Raw genomic sequence first — 15,115 nt, forward strand, 5'->3', positions numbered from 1 at the left:
AAGCTTTTAAAAGCTTTTGAGGTATTTAATATAGGTAAGCATGATTTGTGCTTAGATATAGGCTCATCTACTGGTGGATTTACTCAGGTTTTATTAAAAAACAATGCAAAGGAAGTTTATGCTATTGATGTTGGCGATAATCAAATGGTTGACGAACTTAGACATGATAGCAGGGTTAAATTATTCGAAAATACAAATTTTCGAAATATTAATGTAGATGAGTATCCGAAATTTGATTTGATAGTATGCGATGTATCTTTTATATCATTGAAAATGATTATTCCAAATGCCGCTAAAATGCTAAAAAATAATGGAGAAATGATATTTTTGATAAAGCCGCAGTTTGAATTAAAATCAAAAAATCATATAATTAATAATAAAAAGGAACATTTATCTATAATAAATGATATTAATAATTATCTAAATGATGAAGGATTGTATATTTCTGAGATGACATATAGTCCAGTAAAAGGTAAGAGTGGAAATATAGAGTATTTAATCCATATTACGACTTTAGATAATAAAAATATAAAATTCAAGGATGTTGTGGAGACAGCATTTAATAAATTGAGGTAGAAATATGAAAAAATACACAAGACAAAGATTAATTCTAGACTTAATCGAAGAAAATGAAATAAGAACTCAGGAAGAACTTTCTGACTATTTAGAAGCTCATGGAGTTAGAGCTACACAAGCTACTATTTCCAGAGATATAAAAGAATTAAGAATATCAAAAGTTCAAACTAGAGAAGGCGAATATCATTATGCAATAATTGACACTGTACACGATTCATTAAACGAAAGATTAGATAAGATTTTCAGATCTGCAGTGTTGACTATCAAGCATAATGAAGATATGGTAATTATTAAAACAATATCTCACACTGCAACAGTATGTGGTATGGCAATTACCAACGCTAAATTAGATAATATAGCAGGAATTCTAACCGGTAACGACACTATTTATATAACTGTTGAAGATAAGTCTGGATTGGAAAAATTAGTTTCAGAAATCAAATCAATCATCAGGTAATAAAATGTTAAATTCTCTTTATATAGAAAATTTTGCGATAATTGACAAAATCAATGTCGATTTTACAGATGGACTTAATATCATAACTGGTGAAACTGGTTCAGGAAAATCAATTTTGATAGAAGCTTTTGAACTTCTTCTAGGACAAAGATTTAACAAAAGTTTTATCAGAGATTCTTCAAAAAAAACTATTGTTGAAGCGACATTTACAATAGCTGATAATTCTAAAATTAAATTTTTAGAAGACATGGGATACAATGTTGAAGATGGAGTAATAATAATTTCAAGAATTGTAGATACTAATTTAAAAAGCATAAATAAATTAAACAATAGATCAATCACGCTTAGCACACTAAATGAATTAATGAGTAAATTTGTTGACATTCATGGACAAAATGGAACTCAATCATTATTGAATAAGGATTTTTATTTAGATTTAATTGATTCATTTGATAAGGAAGAAACTTTTAAAATCAAAACTGAGTTAAGAGAAATTCTTAATCATATTGTAGAATACAAAAAAGCGTACAAGAGTTTTAATATTTCAAATGAAGAAAAGGATAGACAACTCGATATAATAAATTATCAAATAGAAGAAATATCACAAATAGATCTTGAGAACTTAGATGAAGAAGAACTTGAAAATGAGTATAATAAACTATCTAATGTTAATTTGATTAAAAATAATATCGGTGAAATATTAAACATGTATTCAGATGAAAACTACAACGAACAAGATATCAACACTATGTTTAATATTGTTTTAAGCAAGATGGATTCCATATGTGAGTTTGATAATGAAGTGAATTCTTTTAAGCAAGATTTGGATAAGATTTATTATGATATGGACGACTTGTTCTCAAGGATTAGTTCATATTCATCAAGCATTTATCAAGATGAGTTCAAATTAAATGATTTAGAAAATAAAATAGCAATAATTACAAATTTAAAGAGAAAATACGGAAAATCTATTAATGATATAATTTCATTTAGACAAAATTTGGAACGTAGACTTAAAGAACTGAATGAAATTACAGAAAATAAAAGAAAATTCAAGGAATTAATTGATTTAGACAAGAAGAAAGGGCTTGAATTATCAGATAGACTTCATAAAATTAGAAAAGAAATTGTTTCTAAATTAGAAAAATTGATTGTTCAAAATCTAAAAGATTTGAATATGAAACATGCTGATTTTGAGGTCAAATTTGAAAAACTTTCTGATTTCAATGAAAAAGGTTATGATTCATTGGATTTTATGATTAAAACAAATTTAGGACAAGATTTTAAACCAATGGCATCTATTGCATCTGGCGGAGAAATTTCACGAATTATGCTCGGATTTAAGTCAGTTATATCAGATTTTGAAGATATCAATACTCTTATTTTTGACGAAATTGATACTGGAATCAGTGGCAGGACGGCATTGGTAGTAGGTGAAAAACTTATTGATTTATCAAAAGATAAGCAAGTGATTTCAATAAGTCATTTACCTCAAATAGCTTCATTGAGCGATAATCACATTTTAATTGAAAAGATTGATTGTAATAACGAAACAAAATCAATTTTAAAAGTATTAACTCCTGAAGAAAAGGTAAATGAAATTTCGAGATTGATCGGTGGAATAAACATCACAGAAACGACAATTGAACAAGCAAAATTAATGATCAATCAAGCAAATGAATTAAAAAATGATAGGAGATAATTATGGATTATGAAGAAAAAACTATAAAGAGTGAAATGATATATGAGGGAAGAATTTTAAATCTCAGATTAGATACGGTTGAACTTCCAAATAGAAAATACTCTAAAAGAGAAATTGTAGAACACGCAAATGCTGTGTGTATAATCGCAGTAAAAGATAATAAATTATTTCTTGTTAGTCAATATAGAAAAGCTATAGGCCAACAATTAATGGAATTACCAGCAGGGTTAATTGAACACAATGAAACACCAAAAGACGCGGCGATAAGAGAAATGAGAGAAGAAATAGGTTATAATTGCAAGAATTTAACTTATCTGTTCGACGCTTATTCTTCTCCAGGTTTTAGTGATGAAAAAGTAAGTTTCTTTTTGGCTGAAGAATTATTCAAAGATGAACTAGAAGCTGATGACGATGAATTTTTAAATATAGAACTTATCGAACAAAAAAAATTAATGCAAATGATAGAGGACGGAGCTATAATTGATGGTAAGACAATTATGGGAATTCTCTATTTTTTAAGGAATGTGGATAAATGTTAGAAACGATAAACCATTACATCATAATTATATTTGTGTTACTACCAACAATTGTTCTTCATGAACTAGCTCACGGTTATGTTGCATATTGGATGGGCGATAATACGGCTAAGAATATGGGAAGATTAAGCTTCAATCCTATTGATCATATTGATCCATTAGGTGCAATTAGTTTGATTTTATTTAAGTTTGGTTGGGCAAAGCCAGTTCCAATAAACTCATATAATTTTAGAAAAAGACATTTGGGAATGTTTTTGGTTTCAATTGCAGGAGTTACAGTTAATTTAATTTTAGGACTAATATTTTCGTTTTTATATGTTAAATTTTCTCATGTCAATCCTGTAATTTCAGAAATTTTGAGTCTATTTATTGTGTATAACGTATATTTCGCTGTATTTAACTTAATACCTGTTCCACCTTTAGATGGTTCCAAGGTTATAACTGCATTTTTCCCAGGAAAATTTTTAGATTTTATGGCAAAATATGAAAAATACACTTATTTTATATTGCTGATATTAATATTTTCAGGTGTGTTAGGTAAAGTTTTAACGCCTATAACATCATTTATAATAGATAAATTTTTAAGGTTAGCAATTGCACTATGAGTTTAATTATTGAAACTGAAGAATTCAACGGTCCAATGGATCTTTTATTAAACTTGGTTGAAAAAGAAAAAATTGATATAGAAAATGTTGATTTAGCAAAAATCACAAATAAATTTATTGAAGAAGTTGAGAATTTGAAAAATCATTCTACTAAAGATTTGACTGATTTCATTTACTTAGCTTCTACTTTGTTATATATAAAATCAAAAAAAATATTGCCAAAAAATGATTTTGATGAAGATGATCAAATAGATGAAGATTTGATTAAACTACGATTAATAGAATATAAAAAATTTAAAGAAATTTCTAAACAATTGATTGAATTAGAAAACATCTCATCGAAACATTTTAGAAAAATTCAAGAAGATTTGTCGGCTTACCAATCCGAAAAAGAAAATTTGATTGTTCCAGACGTTAATTTATTATCTGAAACTTTGTTAGAAATATTAAATAGAGAAGATAATAGAATTGTAATTGAAGAAACAGAAATTATTGAAGCAGAAGAATATAAAATTGAAGATTGTATTGAAGATATATTGTGGAAGGTAGAAAAAAATAGAACATATAGTTTTTCATCTTTTTTATCACAAAAGACCAATAGAAATGAAGTTATATCTGTTTTTTTAGCTTTATTAGAATTATTAAAATCAAACATATTAAAAGTTGTAAAAAATGAGGATAATATGGAAATATTAATGAGGTAATTATGGAAGATAAAATTATTCGAAATAAAATTGAATCTTTACTTTTCTTATGGGGTGAACCATTAGATATTTCTTCAATATCTGAAGCCATAAACCTTGGCAAAAAAGAAACTAGAAATATGCTTGATGATTTAATTAAAGAATACGAATATAGAAACACTTCTCTGGAAATCAGATGCATAAACGATAGCTACCAAATTCAAACTAAAAAAGAATACTACGAATTTTTAAAAGAAATTTTTGTGAAAAATAAAAATACAAGATTAACTAATACCACCATGGAAGTTTTATCGATTATAGCTTACAAGCAACCAATAACAAGAATTGAAATTGATGAAATAAGAGGAGTAAAATCTAGTTCATCAATTGACACTTTAACTAAAAAAAATCTAATAAAAGAAGTCGGAAGACTCGATAAAATCGGGAAGCCTATATTATATGGTACTACAGATGAGTTCTTGTATTATTTCAATATTAATTCTTTGGAAGATCTTCCCAAATTAAACGAAATAGAAAAACTTATTAAGGAAAAAGAAAATGAGAATAAATAAGTTCATCGCACAAAGTGGATATTGTTCTAGAAGAAAGGCTGATGAACTAATCAAAAACTCAAAAGTTTGTGTCAATGGGACAATACTTCTGGATTTATCATATCAAGTAAATGATAGTGATATTGTTGAAGTCGAAGGCAAGAAAATTAGCAAAAAAGAAGAAAAAATTTATATTGCTATAAACAAACCAGTAGGATATACATCGACAGTAAAGGATAAATTTGCTGATAAAAAAGTTGTGGATTTAATCAAATCTAAAACAAGGGTTTATCCAGTTGGTCGTTTGGATAAGGATTCTCATGGATTATTAATTTTAACGAATGATGGTGAGTTAACCTATGAACTGACTCATCCTAAATTTGAGCATAAAAAAGTTTATGAGGTTGTAGTCAAAGGGAGACCAAATAAAGATAAAATACAAGAATTAAAAAATGGAATAACATTAGACGGCTATAAATTAAAAAAATCAAATATAGAATTTATTGTAAATGTAAAAGATAATACAAAGTATATGGTAACTATTTATGAAGGCAGAAACAGACAAATCAGAAAAATGTTTGATTATATAAATCATCCCGTTTTGGATTTAAAAAGAGTTCAAATTGGTAATTACAAAATGGGAGATAATTTAAAAAGTGGAGAATACGTACTGTTAAAAAATGAAGATTTGGATTTAATAAGGGGTAAATATGATAGAAGTAAGACTTGCAAACAACAAAGACGAAAAAATTTTAAAAAAATTTAACCTAAAGATGGAAGAAATTGTGGGGAATTTTTGCTTTTTATATATTGACGACTTAAAACCAAAAGGATATTCTCTGATTAGGACAGAAGGTACAAGAGCGAATATTTCAGATTTTCAATTAGAAGAGGATGATTCTAGTAAGTTATTTTTCTTAAAAAGCATAGGAATGAATTTGAGAGATTTTGGTATTGAAGAGTTTTATGATAATAATGGGTTAGTAAAATCATTTTTTTCAAATCAGGGTAAGATAGATTTTAATTTACTTTTTAAAGGAAGTTGCAATGATTTATAATAATACAAAAACATTAGTTGAATCATTTATGAAGGATAAAATACCAACTTCAAAAATTTGTTTAGATATGACATTTGGAAACGGGAATGATTCATACAAAATGTTATCTATAAACGAAAATATAGAAGTTTATGGATTTGATATTCAAAAAAGTTGTATCGATAATGCTAGAAAATTTGATAATTTAAAAGTTGTTAATGATTCTCATTTAAATTTTGAAAAATATACTAATGAAAAAATTGATTTTGCAGTGTTTAATTTAGGATACCTTCCAGGTGGAGATAAAAATATTACAACTGATTATGACACTGTAATTAAAACTTTAGATAAACTTTTAAAAGTACTTAACACAGGGGGTCAAATTGTTATTACTTTTTATCCTGGACACAAGCCTGGATTTGAAGAGAGCATAAACATAATTGAATTCCTAAAAAAATTAAACCAAAAAGAATTCAACGTTATTAGATACGATTTTATAAATCAAATAAACAATCCCCCTTTTGTTTGCTTAATTGAAAGGATTAAATAATGAATGTAGCGATAATAGGAGCAGGTGCAGCAGGATTAATGGCTGCAAGCTTCATTAAAGATGAATATGAAATTCATATTTTTGATCATAATGAAAAAATAGGTAAGAAGTTGTTTATTACCGGAAAAGGAAGATGTAACATTACCAATTCTTGTGAAATACAAGATTTGATTGAAAATATTAATACAAATAAATATTTTTGTTATAGCCCATTTTATGACTTTACTAACGAACAAGTCATAAATTTTTTTAATTCAAATGATCTTAAAACAAAAGTAGAACGTGGAAATAGAGTTTTCCCACTAAGTGATAAATCATCAGATGTTATAAAAGTATTTGAAAAAATTTTGAAAGATAAGAATGTAAACTTACACTTAAATGAGAAGGTGAACAAAATATATAAATCGAACAAATTTTATCTTACTACAAGTAGTGATGAATATGAATTTGATAAATTAATTATAGCTTGTGGCGGTAAATCATATCCAAATACAGGCTCAGATGGATCACTTTACAATCAAATAACAAAGCTAGGTCACACTATTCATGAAATGAAGCCTGGTTTAAGTGCAATTATTTTAAAAGAAAATGTAGAAGAATTAGAAGGTGTTAGTCTTAAAAACGTCGGATTAAAATGTTATTTGAATAAGAAATTGATATTCAACGAAATAGGTGAAATGATTTTTACAAGAAAAGGAATATCAGGTCCTTTGGTACTTACTTTATCAAGTATTTTATGCAACAAAAATGGAGATATTAAAATATCAATAGACTTGAAGCCAGGATTGACAGATCAAAAACTTGATGATAGGATTTTAAGAGATTTCAGCGAAAATCAAAATAAAACTATTGAAAATGCTATAAGTAAAATAACGATAAAAAAATTGATACTCCCAATTTTAAAATCTGCAAATATAAATCCAAATAAAAAGGTAAATGAAATAACAAAATCTGAACGTGATAATTTAAGAAGAACTTTGAAAAGTTTTGATTTTACTTATGTATCAAATGAAAAGCTTGATTATGCAATTATTAGTGTGGGAGGGGTCGATGTAAATGAGATTGATCCAAGCACAATGGAATCTAAACTTGTAAAAGATTTGTATTTTTGTGGAGAAATTATTGATGTTGATGGTTTTACTGGAGGATTTAACTTACAATTTGCTTTTTCAACAGGTTATTTAGCGGGGATAAATATATGAAAAAAATCAAATACGAAAACGAATCAAAACTTTACTATGATATTAATGACTATATCAAAGACAAGAATTTTGATATATTATTGATATCTACACCTAAAGTTATGAAGGAAATTTTCGATGATAAATTAATTAAAACAAATAAAAATATTTTAATTTCATCTAGAATGCTCAGAAAAAATGACGATGACAATGTGTATATTGAATTGATTAATAATGACGTATATTCTGTTACAGTAGATGGACCTAGTGGATCTGGTAAATCAACAGTATGTAAATTGATCTCAGATATATTAAACATTGAATACTTGGATACAGGATCAATGTATCGTTCTCTTGCTTATTTTTGTTTGAAAGAAAATGTCAATTTGGAAAACGAACAAGAAGTTATGCAAGTATTGAACAGCTTAGATATAACATTTGAATCATCCAAAATTAAAGTAAACGGAGAATTCTTGAATGATAAAATAAGAACTAATGATGTATCAATGGCTGCATCAAAGGTTTCAACATATTATTCTGTAAGGGAAAAATTAGTTGAAATTCAAAGACAGATTGCGAGTGACAAAGCGATTATTCTTGACGGAAGAGATGCTGGTACTAACATACTAAAGAACGCTGATTACAAGTTTTATTTGGATGCATCACCAGAAGTAAGAGCAAAAAGAAGATTTGACGAACAAAAAGACGATTCATCTTATGAAACGATTCTAAAAGACATCAAATTAAGAGATGAACAGGATAAGAACAGAAAACATGCTCCGTTGAGACAAGCAGAAGATGCTGTTCTCATTAATTCTGATGATATGAATGTTGATGAAGTTGTTGAAAAAATAATAGAGATAATTAGAGGTAGAAATGTTTTATAGGTTTGCAAGATTTTTATTGAAAATAGTGTTTAAAATAAGATACAAATTAGTTGTTCATGGGAATACAAATCTACCTAAAACACCTTTAGTTATTTGTGCAAATCACATTAATTTATGGGATCCAATTTTATTAGCGATAATTTTTGATAGACCGATACGATTTATGGCAAAAAAAGAATTATTTGAAAATAAATTTTTAGGATTTTTACTGGAGAAGTTTGGAGCTTTTCCGGTTGATAGAGATAACGTAAATATTAAAACGATAAAAGATGCTATCAAGCTTGTTAAAAACAACGAGGTTTTGGGAATATTTCCTGAAGGAACAAGAGTAAAAACAGTAAGTGAAGAAAATATGAAAACAGGAGTTGCTATGATTGCGTCAAGAGCATGCGCAGATGTTATCCCTGTATTCATAAATTCTAATTATAAGTTCAGATCAAAAGTAGAAGTGTTTGTAAGAGACAAAATAGCTATATCAAGCTTTGATGATATTTCAAAAGATATGAGAAACAAAGAAATAACTAAAGCTATTTACGAAAATATTTACAAGGTGAACTGATGAATATAATAGTACAACAAAATGCAGGGTTTTGTTATGGAGTTAAAAGAGCAATAGAAATAATTGAAAATGACCCATCAGAATTAAAGTATACTTTGGGTCAACTAATCCATAACGAACAAGAATGTAAAAGATTAGAAGCTCTAGGTATAAAACAGATAGATGATTATACTCAAGCTGAGAAAGGTTCCACGATTTTTATTAGATCTCATGGAGCAACATTAAAATTAAAAGATGAAATAAAAAATAATGGATACAAATTAGTAGATTTAACTTGCCCATCACTATTAAAGATTTATGAAAAAATAAATAAGAAACATGAAGAAGGTTACAAGATTGTAATTATTGGAGATCCTAATCATCCGGAGATTATAGCAATGAAAGGACAAGTTGAAAATAATGTTGAAGTGGTGAACTCAATTGATGAGGCGAAAAAAATAAAAGGTGAAAAATTATATGTAATTTCACAAACTACTAATTTAAAGAGGAAATTTTTGGAAATTTCTGATATAATAGTAAGAGGTAATACTAACGTTGTGATAGATAATACTATTTGTGGGGCTACAAAAAGCCGACAAATGGCTTGTTTAGAGCTTTCTAAGAATGTCGATTGTATGATTGTGATTGGTGGCTTAAATAGTTCTAACACAAATAAATTGTATGAAATTGCAAAACAAAATTGCAAAAAAGTTTTAAGAATTGAAACATACAAGGATATTTGTATCGATGATAGTATTATTGAATCTAAATTATTAGGTATTACAGCTGGTGCGTCCACACCGGCTTGGATTATTGAGGAGGTTGTAAATTTAATGGATAATTACAGCAAGGATTTTATGGAACAAGTAGAAGAAAGCATGAATAAGATTTACCCAAAAGAAATCGTAAAGGGTGAAGTTATTTATGTAACAGATGATGAAGTCATGGTTAATATTGGCTATAAGGCTGATGGTATTATTAAACTAGACGAATTATCAACAGAAGAAGGTAAATTACCTAAGGATTTGTACAAACAAGGCGACGAAATCGAAGTTTACGTTATTAAGCTAGATGACGGAGAAGGAAATGTTGTACTTTCTACAAAAAGAGTTGAAGGAATTAAAAACTGGAAGAATTTAGTTTCTAGTTTCGACAATGATTCAACTGTAGAAGCAAAAGTTACACAAGTAGTAAAAGGCGGCTTAATAGCTACAATTGATAATGTAAGAGCTTTTATACCAGGTTCTCAAGTAACTACTCACTTTGTAAAAGATTTATCTAAATATGTAGGAGAAACTTTGGTATGTAAAGTTTTGAATATAGATGAAAAGAAGAGACGTTTAGTTTTATCTCACAGAGCTGTTGTAGAAGCAGAACAAAAAGAAATCGAAGATAAAGCTTGGGAAAACATAACTGTTGGCGAAACAATTACTGGTAAAGTACAAAGATTAACAGACTTTGGTGCATTTATCGATTTAGGTGGAGTAGATGGTTTACTTCATATTTCAGATATTTCTTGGAATAGAATTGAGTCACCAGAAGATGTTTTAAAAGTTGGAGATGAAATCGAAACTTTAGTTCTTAAAGCTAACAGAGAAAAGAACAGAATTTCACTTGGCTTGAAACAATTACAACAAAAACCATTTGACGCTTTCGTTGAAAATAATCACGAAGGAGACGTTATTGAAGGAGAAGTTGTAAACTTAGTTGACTTTGGTGCATTTGTTAAATTAGCTGAAGGAATTGAAGGCTTAGTTCACGTTTCTGAAATTTCAAATGAACACGTTGACAAACCATCAGATGAATTAAATATTGGTGATACAGTTAAAGTTAAGATCTTAGAAATCAATCCTGAAAAGAAGAGAATAGCTTTAAGTATGAAAGCTTTATTACCAAAACCTGAAAAACCAGAAAGAAAACCAAGACCTAAAAAAGTTAAACCTAAAAAAGTAGAAACTAAACCAGAATCAAGTGAAGAAACTTTGATTAACAGTGATTTAGGTGCATTATTAGATTTAAAATTAAAAGAAATCGAAGAAGAAAACTAAAATCTACTTTAAATCCAAAAAGCCAAACAGGTGTTTGGCTTTTTTTAATGTATTTATGAATTATACACCGTGTTTTGGGGTATACAAAACATATAGATTAGGGTGTGATTTAGTATGAATGTAGATTTTAAATTATATGAAAATTATTATAGTGAATTTGCCACAAAATCAAATGAAGCTGAAAGAATTAATTTTGAACCAAATGATAATTTAAGAAATCCGTTTCAAATTGACAGAGATAGAATTATTCACTCAAAATCTTTTAGAAGACTTAAGCATAAGACACAAGTATACTTAAATCCTGAAAAAGACCATTATAGAACGAGGTTAACACATACACTAGAGGTTACCCAAATAGCTAGGACTATTGCAAGGTGTTTGCGTTTAAATGAAGATTTAGTGGAAGCAATAGGCTTGGGACATGATTTGGGACATACACCTTTTGGGCATGTCGGTGAAAAGATTTTAGATAAACTCAATCCAAAAGGATTCAAACACTATAAACAATCCATTAATGTTGTCCAATATTTAGAACATTCAAGTTATAGAATAGGTCTTAATCTAACGAAACAAACACTAGATGGAATAGTGAATCATTCAGGTAGCAATAAGGCAAATACATTAGAAGGGAAAATTATCAAATTTTCCGATAGAATTGCTTATATTAATCACGATATTGATGATTCTATAAGATCAAATATTATAAAAAATAGTGATCTACCAGTAGAAATTACAGATGAACTAGGAGATAGAGGGTCAAAAAGAATTAATTTTTTGGTTAATGATTTGGTTGATAATAGTTTTGGAAAGAATCACATTGAAATGTCTGATAAAACTTATAAACTAATGGAAGAATTGCGATCATTTATGTTTAACAATGTTTATTTTAACGATATTGTAAGAAAAGATGATAAAAAAGTAGAATACGTACTAAGTAATTTATACAGCTACTATTTAGAAGATATTAGTAGATTACCAAAATCACACACAGATATTTATAATAATATTGAGTTACAAGATAAAACAGAAGATGATATAGTTACAGATTATATTGCTGGTATGACTGATTCATTTGCAAGAAGAACTTTTAAGGAGATTTTCATACCAGATTCTTGGAGCATATAAAGATGGGATGATAAGATGGGATTTATACCACAAGATAAAATTGATGAGATAAAAAGTGTTGCTGACATAGTTTCTGTAATTGGAGATTATGTTGAATTGAAAAGGGCTGGTTCTAATTATGTTGGTTTATGTCCATTTCACAATGAGAAGACACCGTCTTTTAGCGTCTCTCCATCAAAAGGAATTTTTCATTGCTTTGGCTGTGGTGTTGGTGGCGATGTTATTTCTTTTATAATGCAAAAAGAGGGCTTATCATATCCTGAAGCTATCAAATTTTTGGCAGATAAGTTGGGTATTTTAGTCGAAACAAATGAAGTCAATAAGGAAAAATACGAACACCGTAAAAAATTATTTGAAATTAATAATGAAGCCAAATTATTTTATTACAAAAATTTATTGATAAACGACATTCCAAAGGAATATATAAAGAAAAGAAATCTCAATAATAATTTGATTAATAAGTTTATAATCGGTTATGCTGATGGGAAAAATAGTCTTTATCGTCATTTACTACAAAAAGGATATCAAAAAGATGATATAATAGAAGTTGGCCTCATAAATCAGGATGAAAAAGGGAATGTATATGATAAGTTTCGAAATAGGTTAATGTTTCCGATTATAGATATAAGAGGCAATGTTATCGGCTTTGGAGGAAGGGCTCTTGCAGAAGCGAGGGCAAAATATTTGAACTCTCCTCAGAGCTTAGCTTACGATAAGAGTAAAAATGTTTATGGAGTTTCCAATTTAAAAAATTCTACTAAAGTTGGTAAGATTATATTGGTTGAAGGATATATGGATGTTATCTCATTGACAAATTATGGATTTGACTATGCAATTGCTTCATTAGGTACTTCTCTAACACATGATCAAGCAAAATTAATCAAGAGATATTGTAAGAATATTTATATATGTTATGATGGTGACTCAGCGGGTCAAAACGCAACATCACGTGCTATAGAAATATTTAAAGAGCAGGATATTAGTCCTAACATTATTGTCATACCTGATAATATGGATCCTGATGATTATATTAAACAATACGGAAATGAAAGTTTTAATAGGTTAATAGATAACGCAATGGATAGTGTTATTTATGAATATAAGAAAATACTTCAAAAATACGATATTAATGATGTAAAAGAAAAAATACAACTTATAGATGATTTGACAACTTTATTATCAAAATTAGATAGGGAAGTCATTAGGGATGAATATATTAAGAAATTTTCTGATGATTTAAACATAGAATACGTGAGTTTGAAAAAAGATGTCTATAATAAGCTGAAAGAAACTAAGCCTAACGTGAATTTTCATAATGAGAGAACTGAAGATAATCAAAATACAGAAAAAGATAGTATTAATAATCAAGAAAAAATAACTGCAATTGATATAATGACAATTGCTTGTTTTCATAAAGATATATACTATGATTTAAAAGAAGAATTCTCAAAATTCAAAACTAAAATCAGTTCTTATAATAATTTTATGGAGTTTGTAGATTTTTATTATTCTAAAAATAATGAAAATCAAATTGATGAAAAAGCGGCTAGAGATTATTTCAAAAACGATATTCAAATGGATCGAACTATCGATTATTTATATCAGAAATCTAGATATTCAATTAATATTAATAATATTGGTAGAGTTGTATTGGAGATTAAAAAATACCTAATGACTCAAGAAAAAGATAATATTAAATCTCAGCTAGATCTAATGCAATCAGTAGAATTTAATGAAAAGATTAATAAAGAGTATAATGAAATTTTGAATAAAATCTTAGAAATTAATAGACAAATTAAAGAGTACAAATAGTCAGAAAGGAGTTTTTTTATGTCAGAAGAAAACTTGGATGTTGAACAAATAAAAAAAGATGCATTAAACCAATTAATAGAGATAGGTAATGAGAATGATGGCATAGTAACTATCAAAGACTTCAAAAATATTGATGATATTTCTTGCCTTGATGAAGATGATATAGAAGATATAAGAAATTTGTTAATTGAAAATAATATTGAAATTTTTGAAAGTAATGATGAAATAGAAAAGAAATCATCTTCAAAGGATGATGACAATGACGATATCGAAGATGACGAATCTATTGATGATGAAGACGATGACGATATTAAAGATGACAAAAAAATCATCGAAGATGTTTCTGATATTAAAGGAATTAACGTTGACGACCCAGTAAAAATGTATTTAAAAGAAATCGGAAAAATTCCTTTGTTATCAGCTGAAGAAGAAGTCAAATTAGCACAAGAAATGGAAAATGGCTCTAAGAGAGCAAAGAAAAAGTTAGCAGAAGCAAACTTACGTTTGGTTGTAAGTATTGCTAAAAGATACGTTGGACGTGGAATGAGCTTTTTGGATTTGATTCAAGAAGGTAATCTTGGTCTTATGAAAGCAGTTGATAAATTTGACTATACAAGAGGATTCAAATTCTCGACATACGCTACTTGGTGGATCAGACAAGCTATTACAAGAGCAATTGCTGACCAAGCTAGAACAATAAGAATTCCTGTACACATGGTGGAAACTATTAATAGACTTGTTAGAATTGAAAGACAATTATTACAAGATTTGGGAAGAGACCCTACAAATGAAGAAATAGCAAAAGAAATGGGAATTGAAGTAGAAAA

17 protein-coding genes are annotated in these 15,115 nt (G+C 28.0%); all 17 read left to right on the forward strand.

What is annotated here, in order from left to right:
* A partial coding sequence (locus KHW44_RS01695; protein ID WP_304065161.1) for a TlyA family RNA methyltransferase occupies window positions 1-576 on the forward strand: 576 nt, incomplete at its 5' end.
* A gap of 4 nt (window positions 577-580) precedes the next feature.
* A complete protein-coding gene (locus KHW44_RS01700; protein WP_002836519.1) occupies window positions 581-1,033 on the forward strand; it encodes an arginine repressor in 453 nt (150 codons plus the stop codon).
* A gap of 4 nt (window positions 1,034-1,037) precedes the next feature.
* The gene (gene recN, locus KHW44_RS01705) at window positions 1,038-2,735 is read left to right on the forward strand and encodes a DNA repair protein RecN (RefSeq protein WP_304065165.1); all 1,698 of its coding nucleotides are present in this window, start codon (window positions 1,038-1,040) and stop codon (window positions 2,733-2,735) included.
* 2 nt (window positions 2,736-2,737) lie between these two features.
* Entirely contained in the window at window positions 2,738-3,274 is a 537-nt protein-coding gene (locus tag KHW44_RS01710; RefSeq protein ID WP_304065168.1) for an NUDIX hydrolase, read from the forward strand.
* Window positions 3,268-3,876 carry a site-2 protease family protein gene (locus tag KHW44_RS01715; protein WP_304065171.1) on the forward strand — a complete coding sequence of 203 codons (609 nt, stop codon included), beginning with the start codon at window positions 3,268-3,270 and terminating at the stop codon, window positions 3,874-3,876. The genes KHW44_RS01710 and KHW44_RS01715 overlap by 7 nt, the downstream gene beginning before the upstream one ends.
* The gene (locus KHW44_RS01720) at window positions 3,873-4,580 is read left to right on the forward strand and encodes a ScpA family protein (RefSeq protein ID WP_304065174.1); all 708 of its coding nucleotides are present in this window, start codon (window positions 3,873-3,875) and stop codon (window positions 4,578-4,580) included. Before KHW44_RS01715 ends, KHW44_RS01720 begins: the two co-directional genes overlap by 4 nt.
* A 2-nt stretch (window positions 4,581-4,582) precedes the next feature.
* Window positions 4,583-5,131: an SMC-Scp complex subunit ScpB gene (gene scpB, locus KHW44_RS01725; RefSeq protein ID WP_002836510.1), complete on the forward strand. Its 549-nt coding sequence runs from the start codon at window positions 4,583-4,585 to the stop codon at window positions 5,129-5,131.
* On the forward strand, window positions 5,118-5,876 hold the full coding sequence (locus tag KHW44_RS01730; RefSeq protein WP_304065177.1) for a pseudouridine synthase: 759 nt from the start codon (window positions 5,118-5,120) through the stop codon (window positions 5,874-5,876). Before scpB ends, KHW44_RS01730 begins: the two co-directional genes overlap by 14 nt.
* A complete protein-coding gene (locus tag KHW44_RS01735; RefSeq protein WP_304065180.1) occupies window positions 5,821-6,168 on the forward strand; it encodes a hypothetical protein in 348 nt (115 codons plus the stop codon). The genes KHW44_RS01730 and KHW44_RS01735 overlap by 56 nt, the downstream gene beginning before the upstream one ends.
* On the forward strand, window positions 6,158-6,697 hold the full coding sequence (locus KHW44_RS01740; protein WP_304065183.1) for a class I SAM-dependent methyltransferase: 540 nt from the start codon (window positions 6,158-6,160) through the stop codon (window positions 6,695-6,697). Before KHW44_RS01735 ends, KHW44_RS01740 begins: the two co-directional genes overlap by 11 nt.
* The gene (locus KHW44_RS01745) at window positions 6,697-7,899 is read left to right on the forward strand and encodes an NAD(P)/FAD-dependent oxidoreductase (RefSeq protein ID WP_304065186.1); all 1,203 of its coding nucleotides are present in this window, start codon (window positions 6,697-6,699) and stop codon (window positions 7,897-7,899) included. The genes KHW44_RS01740 and KHW44_RS01745 overlap by 1 nt, the downstream gene beginning before the upstream one ends.
* Window positions 7,896-8,765: a (d)CMP kinase gene (gene cmk / locus KHW44_RS01750; protein ID WP_304065189.1), complete on the forward strand. Its 870-nt coding sequence runs from the start codon at window positions 7,896-7,898 to the stop codon at window positions 8,763-8,765. Before KHW44_RS01745 ends, cmk begins: the two co-directional genes overlap by 4 nt.
* On the forward strand, window positions 8,755-9,324 hold the full coding sequence (locus KHW44_RS01755) for a lysophospholipid acyltransferase family protein (RefSeq protein ID WP_304065192.1): 570 nt from the start codon (window positions 8,755-8,757) through the stop codon (window positions 9,322-9,324). Before cmk ends, KHW44_RS01755 begins: the two co-directional genes overlap by 11 nt.
* Window positions 9,324-11,351: a bifunctional 4-hydroxy-3-methylbut-2-enyl diphosphate reductase/30S ribosomal protein S1 gene (locus tag KHW44_RS01760; protein WP_304065195.1), complete on the forward strand. Its 2,028-nt coding sequence runs from the start codon at window positions 9,324-9,326 to the stop codon at window positions 11,349-11,351. Before KHW44_RS01755 ends, KHW44_RS01760 begins: the two co-directional genes overlap by 1 nt.
* 114 nt (window positions 11,352-11,465) lie before the next feature.
* Window positions 11,466-12,476 (forward strand): deoxyguanosinetriphosphate triphosphohydrolase, encoded by a 1,011-nt coding sequence (locus KHW44_RS01765; protein WP_002836501.1) that lies wholly within the window; start codon window positions 11,466-11,468, stop codon window positions 12,474-12,476.
* Window positions 12,477-12,491: 15 nt separating this feature from the next.
* Complete coding sequence (gene dnaG / locus KHW44_RS01770) at window positions 12,492-14,288, forward strand: DNA primase (protein ID WP_002836500.1); 1,797 nt, start codon at window positions 12,492-12,494, stop codon at window positions 14,286-14,288.
* A gap of 18 nt (window positions 14,289-14,306) precedes the next feature.
* On the forward strand, window positions 14,307-15,115 hold an 809-nt coding region (locus tag KHW44_RS01775; protein ID WP_304065200.1), incomplete at its 3' end, for a sigma-70 family RNA polymerase sigma factor.

The organism is Finegoldia magna (assembly GCF_018371055.1).
GTDB classification, from domain to species: Bacteria; Bacillota; Clostridia; order Tissierellales; family Peptoniphilaceae; genus Finegoldia; species Finegoldia magna_I.